Below are 15623 nucleotides of genomic sequence, written 5' to 3' on the forward strand. Positions count from 1 at the left end.
TTAAGAATTTAATTGGATTTTTGGATTTAACACGGTATAAAGCACATCAACGATTAAATTGACTAAAATAAATTCAAATGCAAATAACAGCAGTGCAGATTGAATGACGGGATAATCTCGAAAGGCAATCGAATCGATTAGAAGTCGTCCCATCCCTGGAAAACTAAAGACTGTCTCCACTACCACCGATCCTCCTAATAGAAATCCGAATTGTAGGCCGGCTACTGTTACCACAGAAATTAAGGAATTTCTTAAAGCATGGGTCACAATAACAGAGTGTTCTTTCAGTCCTTTTGCTCTCCCTGTTCTTATAAAATCTGCTTGTAACGTTTCCAGCATAGAAGAGCGAGTAAATCGAGCAATCATTGACATAATGCCAGCCCCTAAGGTCAAGGACGGCAAAATATAACTAGAAAAGCCATCTAATCCACCTGTTGGAAATAACCCTAGCTGCACGGAAAATAATTGAATCAATAATAAGCCCAGCCAAAATCCTGGAATTGAAATACCAGAAACAGCCGTTACCATTCCAAAATAATCAGGCCATTTGTTTTTATTGATGGCTGAAACAACACCAATTACCAAACCCATTAATGTAGCCCAAAACATGGAAAGGAAAGTAAGATGAAGAGAAGGCATAAACCTTGTTTTAAACATATCTATGACAGGTAGTCCTGTTGTTAAAGATGTTCCAAGCTCACCCGTCACAAGATTTTTCATATAATCCACGTATTGTTTAAGAATGGGTTTATCTAAACCTAACTCATGGCGTACGTTTTCAACATCTTCTAGCGTGGCATCCTTCCCAGCTACTAACCTTGCAGGGTCACCTGGTATGAAATGAATAAATAAGAATGTTAATATGGAAATGACGATTAATATTGGTATCATTTCAACAGTTCTTCTTGCTATATACTTCCACATGCTACCTTCCTCCTTTCTATTTTTATAGAAAAGGAATTGACGACTATCAATTCCTTTTATTGTTCATTACTCGACTTTGGCATTCTTCACATCAAGTCCACCTGTAGGGTTTACTTGCACACCGCTGACATTTGAACGTACACCATATACAACCTCATCTACCCCTAAGAAAATCCAAGGTGTATCTTGATAAACAATTTCCTGTAACTTTTCATATAATTCAGCTTGGCGATCAACATCTGAAATGGAGTTAGCTTCATCCATTAATTGATCTGCCTCTGTATTATGATAGTAAGCTGTATTTGCACCATTCGGTGGGAATGATACGCTATGGAAAAGAGGCTTTGTCGCATTCGTTATATCCGAAGCATAGGCTGACCAGCTCACATACCACATTTGTAATTTCGCATCCTCTGGTGTTTGTGCACCATAGATTTCGTCTGATAAAGTACCTTCTTCCATTGATTTAATTTCTACTTTTACACCGATTTGACCTAACTGTTGTTGAATAAACTGCATACCCTTCATCGTATCTGAGTTTGTGTTCCCCCAAATTTCAATATCGAAGCCATCAGGATAGCCTGCCTCAGCCAATAATGCTTTTGCCTTTTCAATATTGTGTTCATACATTTTTTGCTGCTTATAATAAACGGTTTTGGAAGAAATAATGGAGTCTAATGGTAAACCTAGCCCAGCATTCACCACTTTTAAATAAGCATCCTTGTCCACCGCATAGTTAAAGGCTTGTCGAACTTTAATATCATCCAAAGGTTTTTTATAGGTATTTAATGAAACGTAGTGTGCAATTGTAGAAGGGACCTTATTTACCTCTACATCTTTACTATTAGAAAGCTCATCAATATTTTGTGCTGGCACTGGATAGATAACCTGTGCATCACCCGCTTTTAGCATCGCTACACGTGAGCCATTTTCTGGCACTGGTTTATAGGTGATTTTAGCAACACGTTCTCCTCCATCCCAGTAGCCGTCAAAGTTCTCAATTGTTAAATGATCTCCTTGTACCCATTCAACAAATTTATATGGTCCTGTACCAACAGGTTTTTTAGGTATATCTGCTGAATTTTCTTTAATCATTTTTGGACTAATCATTTTGGCAACTCCGAATCGAGTAATCATAGGTCCATAAGGTTCTTTTAAAGTAACCTTAATTTCATAGTCGCCTAGAATTTCAACATTGCTGATTAAGCTAAAACCACGAGAATATAAACGTAAGCTTTCATCATTCATGATTCGCTCAATGTTGGCCTTTACAGCCTCAGCATTAAACTGTTCCCCGTCATGGAAAGTAACCCCTTCTTTAAGTTTGAACGTATAGACAAGAGCGTCTTCACTAATTGAATAATCATCTGCTAAAACCTTAATAATTTGACCATCTGCATCGAAGCCTAACAATCCTTCTAGCATTGTCTCCTGTACAGAACTCGAATTTGTATCCCCAGTGTTATGCGGATCCATTGAAATAAAGTTTTCATTTACAGCGATAACAAGTTCATTTTTTGAACTAGCTGTACCTGATTCTGTAGTAGACTTGTCCCCAGTATTTGATGCGTTAGAATTGTCTTTCTCTGAGCATGCCGCTAAAAGCAATGTACATAGAATTACAAAAACCAATTTTTTAACATAATTCATCTCATCTACTCCCTTTGTAAAAATATATAAAAATATTTCTTATAACTTAAATTAAGAAATATAATTACCAAAATGAATTTATTTTCTCCACTGATGAAAATAAATAGGCAAAAAATAAACTATATTTTCTTAAGATTAGACAATTCAATTCAGGAAAGATATTGCTTCCTCAACTATCACAATTGCTTTTAACTCAGAAAGTATAGTTCAAAATACAAGGTATATTTATTCCACTGCTGAAAATAAGTGATTAAAAAAATATTCCCTCTCAGAAAATTGTTTTATTATCAGAAAATTTCATTATTTTTAACAACTATAAACGATGAAATCTAATATTTCCAGTATTTTTTTAATAAATTTCAGAATTTTATATTTATTTTTATTGAGCTATAATAATGCTCCCTACAGCTGATTGTTGCTCCAAAGCCCATTAATAAAAGTTCTAAAAGCCCTTTTGATATGGCTTTTAGAACCTACATGAATAGTTACTATAGCGTATTTATACTATTCACAACCACACTTAGTATGCGGTCAAGATCTTCTTGTGCAATATTAAGTGGTGGCGATAACGTTAAGACGTTATTAAATCCTGCTACAGTAGCTCCATTTTTCCCAATGATGACACCTTGCCCTTTACATGCTGCAATGACTGCATTCACTTTCTCCACAGGTAAAGGTTCTTTCGAGATTTTATCTACAACTAATTCAATCCCAATCAATAAGCCCTTACCTCGTACATCCCCCACATTTGGGTGTTGCTGCAATTCTTGCTGCAATGTTTTTAGTGTTGCTGCACCAACTTCCTTGGAACGGTCAAATAATGCCTCTTGCTCAAGAATCTCAATATTTTTTAATGCGACTGCACATGCCACCGGTGAGCCACCAAATGTATTTACATGGCGGAAATAGCCGTATGCATCTGATCCAGTAAACGCCTCATATATTTCACGCTTTACTGCTGTAGCTGATAATGGTAAATAGGCACTTGTAATTCCTTTAGCCATGGTAATAATATCAGGCTTTACACCATAATTCATAAATCCAAATGGCTTTCCTGTACGACCAAAGCCACAAATAACCTCATCCACAATCATTAAAGCGCCGTGTTTTTTACATACTTCTTCAATACCTTTTAAATAGTTTTCTGGAGGCATAATGACACCACCACCTGTAATAATAGGCTCTAAGATCATCGCTGCAATTGTGTCGCCCAGCTCCCATGTCATCGTTTTGTCTACGGCCTTTACACTCGCTAAATCTAATGGCGCAATAGTATCACTTTCATGCTCACGGTATTGATCAGGTGGTGCAACATGGATAAAGCCAGGTGATAGAGGCTCATATTTATATTTACGCTCCGCCTGCCCTGTTGCCGCTAAAGCCCCAAAGGAGTTCCCATGATAAGCACGGTAGCGAGAGACAATTTTATAGCGCGAGCTTTGTCCTTTTTGCTGGTGGTATTGGCGTGCTATTTTAAAAGCTGTTTCATTCGCCTCTGAACCACTGTTAGAGAAGAAAATAACATAATCTCCACCAAGCATTTCATTAAGTTTTTCGGCTAGTTCGACTGCTGGTAAATGTCCCTGAGATAAAGGTGCATAAGCATTTTTCATCATTTGCTCATGTGCTGCATCCGCTAATTCTTTACGACCATAGCCAACATTGACACACCATAGCCCAGCCATCGCATCAATATATTCCGCACCATCTGTATCTGTGATTTTTGCACCATCAGATTTCTCTACTACATACGTGGCTTGCGGATTATAGGGTTTCATTGAATGCCATACATATTGCTCATCCTTTGCTAATACATCACTTTTAAGATTGATCTGCGTCATCGCCAAACACCCCTCATTATTATTTTCCTTACATTAGTTTTTCACATCGTTATTACTCGGGAACGCAAAGGAGCTTGTTGTATCTTCTGTTTCATCTGGCCAGCGCTCAGAAATCGTTTTTGCCTTTGTAAAGAATCTCGCCTGATCTGGGCCAAACATATGCCCTTCACCGAACTTAGAGCGTTTCCATCCACCAAAGTTGTGATAGCCAACTGGAATTGGTATTGGTACATTTACTCCTACCATGCCCACTTCTATTTCTTCTTGGAATTTACGCGCCGCTGCGCCGCTGCTTGTAAACATTGTGACACCATTGCCAAGCTCATGATCATTTATTAAGTCGATAGCCTCTTGTAGAGAGTCAACCCCCACTACAATACGTGCTGGACCAAAGACCTCCTCTTTGAAGATCGTCATTTCTGGTTTTACATGATTAAGTAGAGTAGGACCAAGATAAAAACCATTTGACGATTCACATACTTTTGGATGTCTTCCATCGATGACAAGATTCGCTCCTTCACTGACCGCCCCATCGATATAACGTATAATCGTTTCCTTTGATTGTTTAGAGATGACAGGACCGAAATCGACGTCTTGCTCTGTATAAGGCCCTACCTTTAGTTGGGATATTTTATTTTTCAATATTTCTGTAAATCGTTGCTCCGTATCCTTCCCTACAACGAGTGCACCAGAAATAGCCATGCAACGCTGAGATGCTGCACCATATGCTGCTCCTAAAAAGGCATTTGCTGTCTGTTCTAAATTGGCATCAGGCATTACAATCATAAAGTTCTTTCCACCACCAAATGCCGCAACACGTTTATTGTGCTTTGTCCCAGTTTGATAGATATATTCAGCAACAGGCGTTGAGCCAACAAATGAAATTGCTTGAATCTCTTTATTTTCTAATAGTTCATCGACTGCCTCTTTATCTCCATTAACCACTGTCCAAATACCGTCTGGTAGACCTGCCTCTTTCCATAATTGGCTCAAATATAATGCTGAAATAGGTACACGTTCAGATGGCTTTAGAATAACTGCATTTCCTACCGCAACAGCCATACTTGTAATAGCCAGTGGTACCATAACAGGGAAATTAAATGGTGCAATGGTTGCTACTACACCAAGAGGCGATTTGGCAGAAAAAGCATTAATATTTCCACCTACATTGACGGAATACTCTCCTTTTAGCATTTGTGGGGCACTGATCGCCATATCCACAGATTCAATACCACGAACAATTTCACCTTTCGCATCTTCCTTAGTTTTTCCACTCTCTTGGCAAATCACATTGATAAGTTCTTCCTGTCTTTCTACTAACAGCTGACGGAAACGATGTAGCACTTCTACCCGCTTCCCAATTGATGTTTTTTTCCATGCTGGAAAGGCTTCCTTAGCTAACTGAATAGCATGCTTTACCTCGGCTCTTGAAGCAAGGGGTACTCTTGCAATAACCTCACCTGTTGACGGATTATATACTTCAGAGAATCTGTTACTTGTACCTGCTACCTCTTCTCCTTTGATAAAATGTGTTAGCGTTTTCATTTCTTGTTGAACTGTCATAATTGACCACTCCTTTTTTCGTCTTATTGTTCAAAATCAAACTTGTCTTTTGTGAAAAGGGAACTTGATTCATCGGCTTGTTTGATCACCTTTTTCTTTTGAGTCAGCATATAGAAAATCATCACAATGGCCACAATAACGCATGTAAATAAAATTTGTGAGCGCATAGACTCTATAAAGAACATCGCAATGAGTAATGCTGTTGTTGCTACTATTGTTAAATATGTTAAATATGGAAATAGCCACATTTTCACCTTTAATAGCTCTGGATTTTCTTGCTCAATCTTCCGTCGCATTCTTAACTGTGAAAAGGCAATGATTAAATAAAGAATCAACGTAATAGCACTACAAGAACTTAATAAAAACATAAATACTTTATCTGGCGACACATAGTTCATAATGACCGCAATATATGAGAAAAATGTTGCGGCAAGTATGGCATTAACAGGTGCACCATTTTTATTTAATTTTAAAAATGCTTTTGGTGCTTCTCCTTTTTCCGCTAAAGAAAATACCATTCTTGATGTAGCATATAGTGCTGAATTTAGGCATGATAATACAGCAGTTAAAACAACAAAATTCATAATTTGTGCGGCTGCAGGAATACCAATATAATCAAGTACCGCTACATAAGGACTTGTTAAAATATCTGAGGAATGCCAAGGCAATAGCGTCACTACAACTGCAATAGAGCCTACATAGAAAATTAAAATACGCCAAGTAATAGAATTGGTAGCTTTTGTGACAGCGGCTAATGGTTCATCCGATTCACCAGCAGCAATCGCAACGATTTCTGTCCCCATAAATGAAAAAATAACGATAACGACACCCATTAGAACAGCGCCAAAACCATTTGGTAAAAAACCACCCTGTTCAACTAAATTGGTCATACCAACAGCATTAAAGTTTGGAGCAATACCAAAGATAATAAAAGCACCAAGACCTAGAAAAACGACTATACTTGCAACCTTAATAAGAGAGAACCAATACTCAAACTCACCAAAAGCTTTGACAGAAAGAACATTTGTTAATGTAAGTGCTACAGTTAATAACAGACTTAAAAGCCATAAAGGAATCCCATCGTACCAATATTGAATAATGGCAGCTGCTGCTGTTGCCTCTAAAGCAATGGCAATCACCCAGAAAAACCAGTACAACCATCCAATCATAAAACCTGCCCACGGACCAATGGCTTCATGTGCATAGTGAGCAAACGATCCACTCGTTGGATTGACTGCCGCCATCTCACCTAGCATACGCATAACTAATACAACGATAATTCCTGCAAATATATACGATAAAATTGCCCCTGGACCAGCTAGGTTAATGACCGAGCCACTCCCCATAAATAGTCCAGCACCGATTACACCGGCAATCGCAATCATCGTCATATGCCGCTTCTTTAATCCTCTTTGTAAATGCGTTTGTTGCCCCATATCTGTCACCTCTTTTAGTAGATTGCTTGATCGCTTACAAAAATCTTACATCTTTCATAACGTTGAAGTAATAGACAAACTGTAAAATTCTATACTTTTGTTTTATACATAATGTAAAATAGACTAAATATTCTTAAAATATTTTTTAAACGATTTTATGAGTAAATTCTCAGCACCAAGCAGAAATTATTGAATTCTAACCACTGACACGCATGTCAAAAGGAGGGGCAAAAATGAGCACATTTCAACTAAAAGTACTAGACGTTTTACAGAATAAATATTTTCAAAATGCAGAGGTAGTTGCAGGTCATGAGGGATTAACAAGGAGCGTTAAATGGGCACATGTACTAGAAATCATACATGTTGATAATTTTTTAGTTGGTGAAGAGTTAGTATTAACTACAGGGCTTAGTCTCCAACATAGTATTGAGGACTTTGTATCCTTTATAGAAGCCATCATTCAAAAAAATTGTGCAGCACTTTGTATTGAATATGGCACCTCTATTCAAGCAGTACCTGAAGCGATTTTAACACTTGCCAACCGCCACCAGTTTCCTATTATTGTTTTTCATGAAGCAGTTCCTTTTGTTCGTATTACACAGGATTTACATAGTCAAATTATCAATCAGCAATATCTATTGATTTCTTCACTAGAAGCTTACTCACAAACATTGAACAAAAATGCAGTATTGGGACAAAACACGGACGATATTTTACAAAATATGTATAATGAATTGAAAATACAAATTATGTTTTCCATTAAGGGAAGAGAACCTGTCTTTTTCCCGAATATGGCTCATAAAAAGCGGCAGCAATTCCTAACATTGAATACATCGTCTCAGCAATTTAAACATGAGCCTATTTTTCTATTTGATCAACATTATGCCGATTTATCAATTTATCGAGAAGATGGGCTTTTCTCCGAATTTGAATTATTAATATTAGATCGCACGGCAACAGCGTTGGCACAGCTTTTTATGCGAGAGTTCTATATTGAGGAAAAAAAGAATATTGAGGATGCTTCGATTTTAGCTGATTGGATTGATCAAAAACTATCTAAGGAGGAAATCTATAAATTTATCGTTACACATTATACTAACTATACACAATCCAGTGGCACTGTCTTTATTTTGGCTTCTCCTAATACCTTGACAAAGGCACAGGAGGATGTAGTCTATAGTAAGCTTTATTATCGTAATCTCTTTGAGCAACATGGCTTTATTCCATTTTTATTTGAAAGAAAAAGCTATGTTATTTTTATTTTACTGCATACAAAAGATAGTAAAGCCATTCGTGATATGTTAAACAACATGTTTTCCTCTTTGGTCAAAACTGAATTTTATAAAAAGCAGCAGGCACAAGGTTATCAGATAGCTATTGGGAAGGTTGTTTGTGATGTGGATGAAATTCCCAAAAGCTATCAAACTGCACTGGAAACCTTATATATTTGTCGAAAAGTACAAACGTCCTCGTTCTTTTATGATGATCTGCATTTATATCATTTAATCTATAAATTACAAATGCAGGTGGATTTACAGGAAGTGATTTACGACTATTTACAGCCCGTTATTGAATACGATGAAAAATATAATAGTAAGCTTCTCGAAACATTGCAAGTGTATTTACAAACAAATGGCTCTAAACAGCAAACAGCGAATCAATTGTTTATTGTTCGTCAAACACTCTATCACCGCTTAAAAAAGCTTGAAAGTTTACTTGGTAAAAATTTTATGAACGGGCATAACCGCATTACACTTGAATTTATGCTACTAGCCAATTCATTAATCGAGGATAAGAGCTAGAAAAAAGTTGGCACGCTTAAAAGGTTAACTCCCCTCCTAAGCGTGCCCTTTATTACCCTTTCACAACTACATCGTGATACAATCCAGGTCTACGATCATCGTAAACAGGAATTCTTCCACGTACTTCATCGACAATAGAAAAGTCTACATCGATCACTGCTACTTCCTCGTCCTCAGCACCTACCCATAATACTTCTCCCCAAGGCTGAATAATCATAGACTGCCCATTAAAATTTTCTACCTTTTTCGAAATACGATTTACTGCAATGACAAAGCATTGATTTTCAATTGCACGAGCCTGTAGCAACGTTTTCCAATGGTCAATCCTTGGAGTTGGCCACTGCGCTGGTACAAATAATACCTTTGCTCCTTGTAATGCATGTGCACGTAACCATTCTGGGAAGCGAATATCATAGCAAATGACACCAGCAGCTTCAATATCATCTAAAGCAAAACGATTCATTTCATCCCCTGCTTCCAAGTAAAGATGCTCGTCCATTAAACGGAAAAGATGTGCCTTGCTATATTCCCCAACAAGTTCTCCATTACGATCAAAGGTATACATCGTATTATAAAATTTATCGCCTTTCTTTGTTGAAACAGAGCCCCCTACAATATGTACATCAAGTTCCTTAGCAAGTTTAGCCAAAAAGGTCTTTGTCCGCTCACCATTGATATCTGCTAGCTCAGGCAGTTTCTCTAAAGCATAGCCTGTATTCCACATTTCAGGTAACACTATGATTTCTGCCCCATTTTTTGCAGCTTCACGAATCTTATCCTCGGCACGTTCAAAATTTTCTTCAACTTTGCCAAAGCCAACATTTAATTGAATACAACCGATTTTCATCTCTATTCCTCCTCTAGACAATTAACAGAAAAAGTAATACTATTTGCTTCATATTCTTCAATAATAATTATTATATTCTGAAAAAGGTGATCATGCATGGAATTCTCTAAAAAACTACAGCAACTACCCACTCAATTTTTTGCAGCACTCGTTCAAAAAGTAAACTCGGCTCTAGAAGAAGGGCGTGATGTCATTAACCTTGGGCAAGGAAATCCCGATCAGCCAACGCCTATTCACATCATTCAAGCATTACAGGAAGCAGCTGAAAATCCTCAAAACCACAAATATTCACCTTTTAGAGGTCTCGCTGAATTACGCCAAGCTGCTGCGGACTTTTATCTACGTGAATATCAGGTAGAACTAAATCCAGATACAGAGGTAGCGATTCTTGGTGGAACAAAAATTGGTCTAGTTGAGCTACCTTTAGCTGTGTTAAACCCTGGTGACACGATGCTCTTACCAGATCCTGGCTATCCAGATTACCTATCAGGTGTTGTACTAGGAGACGTCAATTTTGAAGTAATGCCCCTTTTTGCTGAAAATGATTTCTTACCTGATTATCATGCATTACCTGATGAAGTGAAAGAAAAAGCAAAGCTTCTTTACTTAAATTACCCGAACAACCCTACAGGTGGTACAGCATCACTTGCGTTTTTTGAAGAGACCGTTCGCTTTGCGAAGGAGCACAATATTATCGTATCACATGATTTTGCTTATGGGGCAATAGGATTTGACGGTAATAAACCAGTTAGCTTCCTTCAAGCAAAGGGTGCAAAAGAAGTAGGAGTTGAAATGTATACATTATCGAAAACCTATAATATGGCTGGCTGGCGTATAGGCTTCGCTGTAGGGAATGCCGAGATTATTGCTGCTATTAATCTAATTCAGGATCATCTGTTTTGTAGTCAATTCCCTGCCATTCAACAAGCCGCAGCAGTAGCACTGACGGCTTCCCAACAATGTGCGGATGAACTACGAGCTACTTATGAGCGTCGCCGCAATGTACTCATTGAAGAAGCTCGAAGAATTGGCTGGCATGTTACGGCTCCAAAAGGCTCCTTCTTCGCATGGCTCCCTGTACCACTAGGCTATACAAGTGAACAGTTTGCTGATCTTTTGCTCGAAAAAGCTGATATCGCTGTAGCAGCAGGTAATGGCTTCGGTCAATATGGTGAAGGCTATGTACGCGTAGGATTGCTGGTTAGTGAGGAGCGCTTACGTGAAGCAATCCATAGAATCGAGCAATTACAATTGTTTAAAAGATAATGACGCCATATCCTGTAGCTATCCCTAGCTACAGGATTATTACTATTTTTCAATTTTCCTTGGTTGCCCTAAACCATTTTCTAATGGATAAAATTGAACATGACCTGTTTCATCATCCCATTTTCGAATATGTTGAATCCCTTGTACCTCTGCCAACACGATGTCAGCAGTAATAACAGGGTTGCCCCCTTTTATTAAATGCCCACCTGATACAACACCCCATTGATCGCTCATAGAACCATGGAAATGTGTCTCATATCCACCATCTCGCTTACACACCACACCTGAACCTTGAATAAATTCTAATGGTCCCTCTTTTTCAATCACATCACTAAAACGAACTTGAATTTGAGCTGTTGCATCTGGCACTAAATAAACAAAGCTGCTTTTTTGAAAGCTGCCAATACAGCTTACAATTGTTGCTGACTCTATGCTATTCTCTTCGCAAAGCGCTTCAATCCCTTCAATGATATCTGTTCCCGTTAGAAAACGAGCACTAATAACCTTACCAAATGAACCTATACCATAATTAACTCTTACAGACATTGTTATCCCTCTTTTGCGTCGAAATATTATAATTATATAAAAAATTTAAAAATTATTTATTGACTTACTATACCCTATAAATTATATTAGTTCTATCGGAATTACAAAAAAATATTATAAATCTCTTATCAAGAGTAGCTGAGGGACTGGCCCTATGAAGCTCGGCAACCTCCTTTTTATAGGAAGGTGCTAAATCCTGCAAACGATCTTCGTTTGATAGATAAGAGAGGACATCTTTTCATGAGCCTCTCTTAATTTGTAAGAGAGTTTTTTTATTTTCAAAAAACCGATAAAAACAATCTTGGAGGTATTTTCATGAAAAAGAAAAATAAATTTTTAGTAGGTTTAGCAAGTTTAACATTAGTAGCAGCTTTAGCAGGCTGTGGCTCTAAAGAAGATAGTAAAAGCCAAACTGAAGGAATTGATGAAAAGAAAATCGTTGTAGGCGTCACTTCTGGTCCACACGAACAAATTGCAGAAGTAGCCGCTAAAGTAGCAAAAGAAAATGGGCTAGAAGTAGAACTAAAATCATTTTCTGACTATGTTTTACCTAATACATCCTTAGCTGAAGGTGATCTTGATGCTAACAGCTATCAACACGAGCCTTTCCTAGATACATTTAATAAAGACCATGATACAGATTTAGTACCAGTGGGCAAGACGATTTTAAATCCAATGGGTATCTACTCAGAAAAATATAAATCCTTTGATGACATTCCTGACGGTGCAACGTTTGGCTTACCAAATGACCCAACGAATGGAGCACGTGCCCTCTTTGTTTTACAGGAAGCTGGCTATATTAAGTTAAAAGATGGCGCAGACTTAACAGCCTCGATCCGTGATGTAGAAGAAAACAAAAAGAATTTAAAATTCATTGAATTAGAGGCAGCTCAAATTCCTAAACAACTTAGTGAAGTAGATGTAGCAGCTATTAATACAAACTTTGCATTAGAAGCTGGCATTAATCCTAAAGATGACTCTATTTTATTGGAATCTACTGATTCTCCATACGTGAACTATATTGTTGTGCGTGCTGAAAATGAAAATGATCCAACAATTAAAAAGTTCGTTGAGGCTTATCAATCTGATGAGGTACGTCAATTCATCGAAGAAGAGTTTAAAGGTTCTGTAATCCCTAGCTGGTAAAACATTCAGAAAGCTTCTAAAGCCGAAGAATCTGCCGAAATTCCTCTATAGGAAAACGAGCAGATTCTTGCTTTTTAGAAGGTTGAGAAAGGAGCAAATAATCGCATGATTCAATTACAAAATATCTCAAAAGAATTTAAATCGAAAAAAGGCATCATAAAAGCTGTGGATGGCATCAATCTTCATGTAAAAAAGGGACAAATTCATGGAGTAATCGGCTATAGTGGTGCTGGGAAAAGTACACTCATTCGTTGCGTTAATCTACTAGAACGTCCTACAGCGGGAAAAGTAGTGATAGACAATGTAGACATTACGACCCTTTCTCTTCATGAATTACGTCAAACACGCCAAAAAATCGGGATGATCTTTCAGCACTTCAATCTACTAAAAACAGCAACGGTTTACAATAATATTGCTGTTCCCTTAAAGCTGCTAGGCTATAAAGAGGCGGAAGTAAAAAACCGAGTAGCTAAGTATGCCGAAATTGTCGGCTTAACAGATAAACTAGATAGTTACCCAAATCAACTTTCAGGTGGTCAAAAACAGCGTGTGGCTATTGCACGTGCCTTAGCACAGGAACCAGAGATTTTACTTAGTGACGAAGCAACAAGTGCACTTGATCCTGAAACAACGGAAGCCATTCTTGAATTGTTGTTAAAAATTAATCGGGAATTAGGCATTACGATTCTGCTCATCACCCATGAAATGAATGTAATTCAAAAAATTTGCGATGAGGTTTCTGTTCTAGAGTCAGGGAAAGTTGTGGAATTTGGCACAGCGATTGAACTTTTTGCAAAACCGAAGCACCCTACAACGCGAAAGTTTTTGAATACAATTTCACAACGTAATTTATCCCCTTCTCTTATTGAGCAATTAAATGTTTCAGGAAGTGTAATCCGTTTAACATTTCTTGGTGAAAGTACTGGTAAGCCATTATTAGCAGAAGTCACTAAGATATACGATGTGCAACCAAATATTTTAACAGCTAATATTATTGAATTAAAAAACGGTATTGTCGGCAATATTGTGGTGCATCTACATGGCGAGACGCATATTGTCCAAAAGGCGCTAACGTATTTTTCAGAAAATGGCGTAGCAGTGGAAGAATTAGGAGGTGCGTTCAATGAGTAGTATCCAAAGCTTCTTTACAGATTGGTCAGATGTTATTGGCAAAGCAATTATGGAAACATTTCAAATGGTCGGAATTTCATTGTTGTTCTCCATTCTAATTGGTATTCCATTAGGGCTATTAATCGTTTTAACTCGACCAGGACAATCCTTTGAAAATAAATTTTTCTATCAGTTTTTTAATCTATTCATCAATATTGTTCGCTCTGTTCCATTTATCATTTTATTATTCTTCATCTTACCTTTTACCAAGCTAATTGTTGGTACAACAATTGGTGTTAAAGGTGTAATCGTTCCGTTAGTTGTTTACACGGCTCCTTATATTGCACGACTGATGGAATCTGCCCTTTTAGAAGTGGATTCAGGAGTTGTAGAAGCCTACACAGCCATGGGTATTAAACGTCGCCATATAATTTGGCATGTCCTATTACGTGAAGCTCGACCATCTATTATTTTAGGCTTAACGATTGCCACAATAGGATTAATTGGTGCAACAGCAATGGCAGGAATGGTTGGTGCTGGCGGTTTAGGTGACCTTGCCTATCGCTATGGTCATTTACGTTATGAGGTTGATGTGATGTATGCAACTGTCTTTATCTTAATCATCCTTGTGCAGAGCATTCAATCCATCGGAAACCGCTTCGCTGCGAAGTTGAAAAAAGATTAAGAGGAGAATGAAGATGACAAAGGAAATTTATGTAGAGAAAAATGGCTATATTGCAACGTTAGTATTAAACCGCCCAGAAAAACGAAATTCTTTATCAAGGGCAATGTTTCAAGCTATAGCAGACCACCTTGAGCAACTACGTGTAGATTCTACTATCAAGCTCTTAATTGTTCGCGGTGTCAATGAAGTAGCCTTTTCATCTGGTGCAGATATTAGCGAGTTTTTAGATGTTCGTTATGCTACAGACAATGCCAAAGCCTATAATGAATTGGCTCTAAAGGCGATCGATGCTCTTTATAAATTTCCGCACCCGACAATTGCTATGATTCAGGGCTTAGCAATTGGTGGAGGCTTAGAGTTAGCAAACGCTTGTGATTTTAGAATAGCAACACCTAAGAGTAAGCTAGGTATCACCGCTGCAAACATAGGTATTGTCTATAATTTAGAAAGCACGAAACGTCTCATCAATATTGTTGGTGTCGCTAAGGCAAAGGAAATTTTGTACACAGCTACTATTTTTACAGCTGAAGAAGGAAAAAATATTGGTTTAATCACGGCCCTACACGAACCAGAGGATATTGAAAAGGCCACAGTGCAATTCGCTGAACATTTATTAAGTAAATCATCCATTGCAAACGCAGGCATCAAAAAAATTATCCAAGCAATTGTAGATGGTGAAAATGAAGAAAACGATGAGCTGGCACAGTTAGTTTTGGATTCATTTAGTTCAGACGATTATAACGAAGGTATTCAAGCCTTTTTAAATAAAAGAAAGCCTATTTTCAATCAATAAGTGAGGTAGTAACG

The 15623-nt window shown here is 37.6% G+C and carries 13 protein-coding genes and 1 riboswitch; of the genes, 6 read left to right on the top strand and 7 right to left on the bottom strand.

The features are described from left to right. From V1L66_RS20365 to V1L66_RS20385, 5 genes are all read right to left on the bottom strand, one after another. Nucleotides 1-924, bottom strand: coding sequence for an ABC transporter permease (locus V1L66_RS20365; RefSeq protein WP_016993406.1), 924 nt, complete (start codon nt 922-924; stop codon nt 1-3). 66 nt (nt 925-990) lie between these two features. Beyond that, entirely contained in the window at nt 991-2574 is a 1584-nt protein-coding gene (locus V1L66_RS20370) for a glutathione ABC transporter substrate-binding protein (protein ID WP_333006194.1), read from the bottom strand. Between the two features lie 488 nt (nt 2575-3062). Continuing rightward, nucleotides 3063-4415, bottom strand: coding sequence for an aspartate aminotransferase family protein (locus tag V1L66_RS20375; RefSeq protein ID WP_016993407.1), 1353 nt, complete (start codon nt 4413-4415; stop codon nt 3063-3065). Between the two features lie 33 nt (nt 4416-4448). Next, nucleotides 4449-5978, bottom strand: a complete 1530-nt coding sequence (locus V1L66_RS20380; RefSeq protein WP_333006195.1) for a CoA-acylating methylmalonate-semialdehyde dehydrogenase — start codon at nt 5976-5978, stop codon at nt 4449-4451. A 23-nt stretch (nt 5979-6001) separates the two neighbouring features. Beyond that, nucleotides 6002-7414 carry an amino acid permease gene (locus tag V1L66_RS20385; protein ID WP_048393384.1) on the bottom strand — a complete coding sequence of 471 codons (1413 nt, stop codon included), beginning with the start codon at nt 7412-7414 and terminating at the stop codon, nt 6002-6004. Between the two features lie 233 nt (nt 7415-7647). Here V1L66_RS20385 and V1L66_RS20390 point away from each other — a divergent pair, with 233 nt between their 5' ends. Continuing rightward, nucleotides 7648-9216 carry a PucR family transcriptional regulator ligand-binding domain-containing protein gene (locus V1L66_RS20390; protein ID WP_333006196.1) on the top strand — a complete coding sequence of 523 codons (1569 nt, stop codon included), beginning with the start codon at nt 7648-7650 and terminating at the stop codon, nt 9214-9216. Nucleotides 9217-9268: 52 nt separating this feature from the next. Here the strand turns inward: V1L66_RS20390 and V1L66_RS20395 are convergent, their stop codons facing one another. After that, nucleotides 9269-10063, bottom strand: a complete 795-nt coding sequence (locus tag V1L66_RS20395; RefSeq protein WP_103117388.1) for a carbon-nitrogen family hydrolase — start codon at nt 10061-10063, stop codon at nt 9269-9271. 96 nt (nt 10064-10159) lie between these two features. Here V1L66_RS20395 and V1L66_RS20400 point away from each other — a divergent pair, with 96 nt between their 5' ends. Beyond that, a complete protein-coding gene (locus V1L66_RS20400) occupies nt 10160-11329 on the top strand; it encodes a pyridoxal phosphate-dependent aminotransferase (protein WP_333006197.1) in 1170 nt (389 codons plus the stop codon). A gap of 42 nt (nt 11330-11371) precedes the next feature. Here the strand turns inward: V1L66_RS20400 and V1L66_RS20405 are convergent, their stop codons facing one another. Then, the gene (locus V1L66_RS20405; protein ID WP_112117230.1) at nt 11372-11875 is read right to left on the bottom strand and encodes a PPC domain-containing DNA-binding protein; all 504 of its coding nucleotides are present in this window, start codon (nt 11873-11875) and stop codon (nt 11372-11374) included. A 122-nt stretch (nt 11876-11997) separates the two neighbouring features. Beyond that, a riboswitch (SAM riboswitch) is annotated at nt 11998-12102 on the top strand. Between the two features lie 88 nt (nt 12103-12190). Between V1L66_RS20405 and V1L66_RS20410 the strand changes: the two genes are divergently transcribed. From V1L66_RS20410 to V1L66_RS20425, 4 genes are all read left to right on the top strand, one after another. Continuing rightward, the gene (locus tag V1L66_RS20410) at nt 12191-13021 is read left to right on the top strand and encodes a MetQ/NlpA family ABC transporter substrate-binding protein (RefSeq protein ID WP_333006198.1); all 831 of its coding nucleotides are present in this window, start codon (nt 12191-12193) and stop codon (nt 13019-13021) included. A gap of 105 nt (nt 13022-13126) precedes the next feature. Then, nucleotides 13127-14152: a methionine ABC transporter ATP-binding protein gene (locus tag V1L66_RS20415; RefSeq protein ID WP_036078150.1), complete on the top strand. Its 1026-nt coding sequence runs from the start codon at nt 13127-13129 to the stop codon at nt 14150-14152. After that, nucleotides 14145-14816, top strand: coding sequence for a methionine ABC transporter permease (locus tag V1L66_RS20420; protein ID WP_016992227.1), 672 nt, complete (start codon nt 14145-14147; stop codon nt 14814-14816). Before V1L66_RS20415 ends, V1L66_RS20420 begins: the two co-directional genes overlap by 8 nt. Before the next feature lie 13 nt (nt 14817-14829). Beyond that, a complete protein-coding gene (locus V1L66_RS20425) occupies nt 14830-15609 on the top strand; it encodes an enoyl-CoA hydratase/isomerase family protein (protein WP_016992226.1) in 780 nt (259 codons plus the stop codon). The last annotated feature ends 14 nt before the right edge of the window (nt 15610-15623 follow it).

The sequence above is a fragment of the Lysinibacillus sp. IITD104 genome (genome assembly GCF_036698265.2).
Taxonomy (GTDB): Bacteria; Bacillota; Bacilli; order Bacillales_A; family Planococcaceae; genus Lysinibacillus; species Lysinibacillus boronitolerans.

Excerpts from the sequence above, each read along its gene's own strand:
- V1L66_RS20385 (WP_048393384.1), bottom strand. The coding sequence starts at position 7,414 with ATGGGGCAACAAACGCATTTACAAAGAGGATTAAAGAAGCGGCATATG.
- V1L66_RS20390 (WP_333006196.1), top strand. The coding sequence starts at position 7,648 with ATGAGCACATTTCAACTAAAAGTACTAGACGTTTTACAGAATAAATAT.
- V1L66_RS20420 (WP_016992227.1), top strand. The coding sequence starts at position 14,145 with ATGAGTAGTATCCAAAGCTTCTTTACAGATTGGTCAGATGTTATTGGC.
- V1L66_RS20370 (WP_333006194.1), bottom strand. The coding sequence starts at position 2,574 with ATGAATTATGTTAAAAAATTGGTTTTTGTAATTCTATGTACATTGCTT.
- V1L66_RS20365 (WP_016993406.1), bottom strand. The coding sequence starts at position 924 with ATGTGGAAGTATATAGCAAGAAGAACTGTTGAAATGATACCAATATTA.
- V1L66_RS20380 (WP_333006195.1), bottom strand. The coding sequence starts at position 5,978 with ATGACAGTTCAACAAGAAATGAAAACGCTAACACATTTTATCAAAGGA.
- V1L66_RS20425 (WP_016992226.1), top strand. The coding sequence starts at position 14,830 with ATGACAAAGGAAATTTATGTAGAGAAAAATGGCTATATTGCAACGTTA.
- V1L66_RS20375 (WP_016993407.1), bottom strand. The coding sequence starts at position 4,415 with ATGACGCAGATCAATCTTAAAAGTGATGTATTAGCAAAGGATGAGCAA.
- V1L66_RS20410 (WP_333006198.1), top strand. The coding sequence starts at position 12,191 with ATGAAAAAGAAAAATAAATTTTTAGTAGGTTTAGCAAGTTTAACATTA.
- V1L66_RS20405 (WP_112117230.1), bottom strand. The coding sequence starts at position 11,875 with ATGTCTGTAAGAGTTAATTATGGTATAGGTTCATTTGGTAAGGTTATT.
- V1L66_RS20395 (WP_103117388.1), bottom strand. The coding sequence starts at position 10,063 with ATGAAAATCGGTTGTATTCAATTAAATGTTGGCTTTGGCAAAGTTGAA.
- V1L66_RS20415 (WP_036078150.1), top strand. The coding sequence starts at position 13,127 with ATGATTCAATTACAAAATATCTCAAAAGAATTTAAATCGAAAAAAGGC.
- V1L66_RS20400 (WP_333006197.1), top strand. The coding sequence starts at position 10,160 with ATGGAATTCTCTAAAAAACTACAGCAACTACCCACTCAATTTTTTGCA.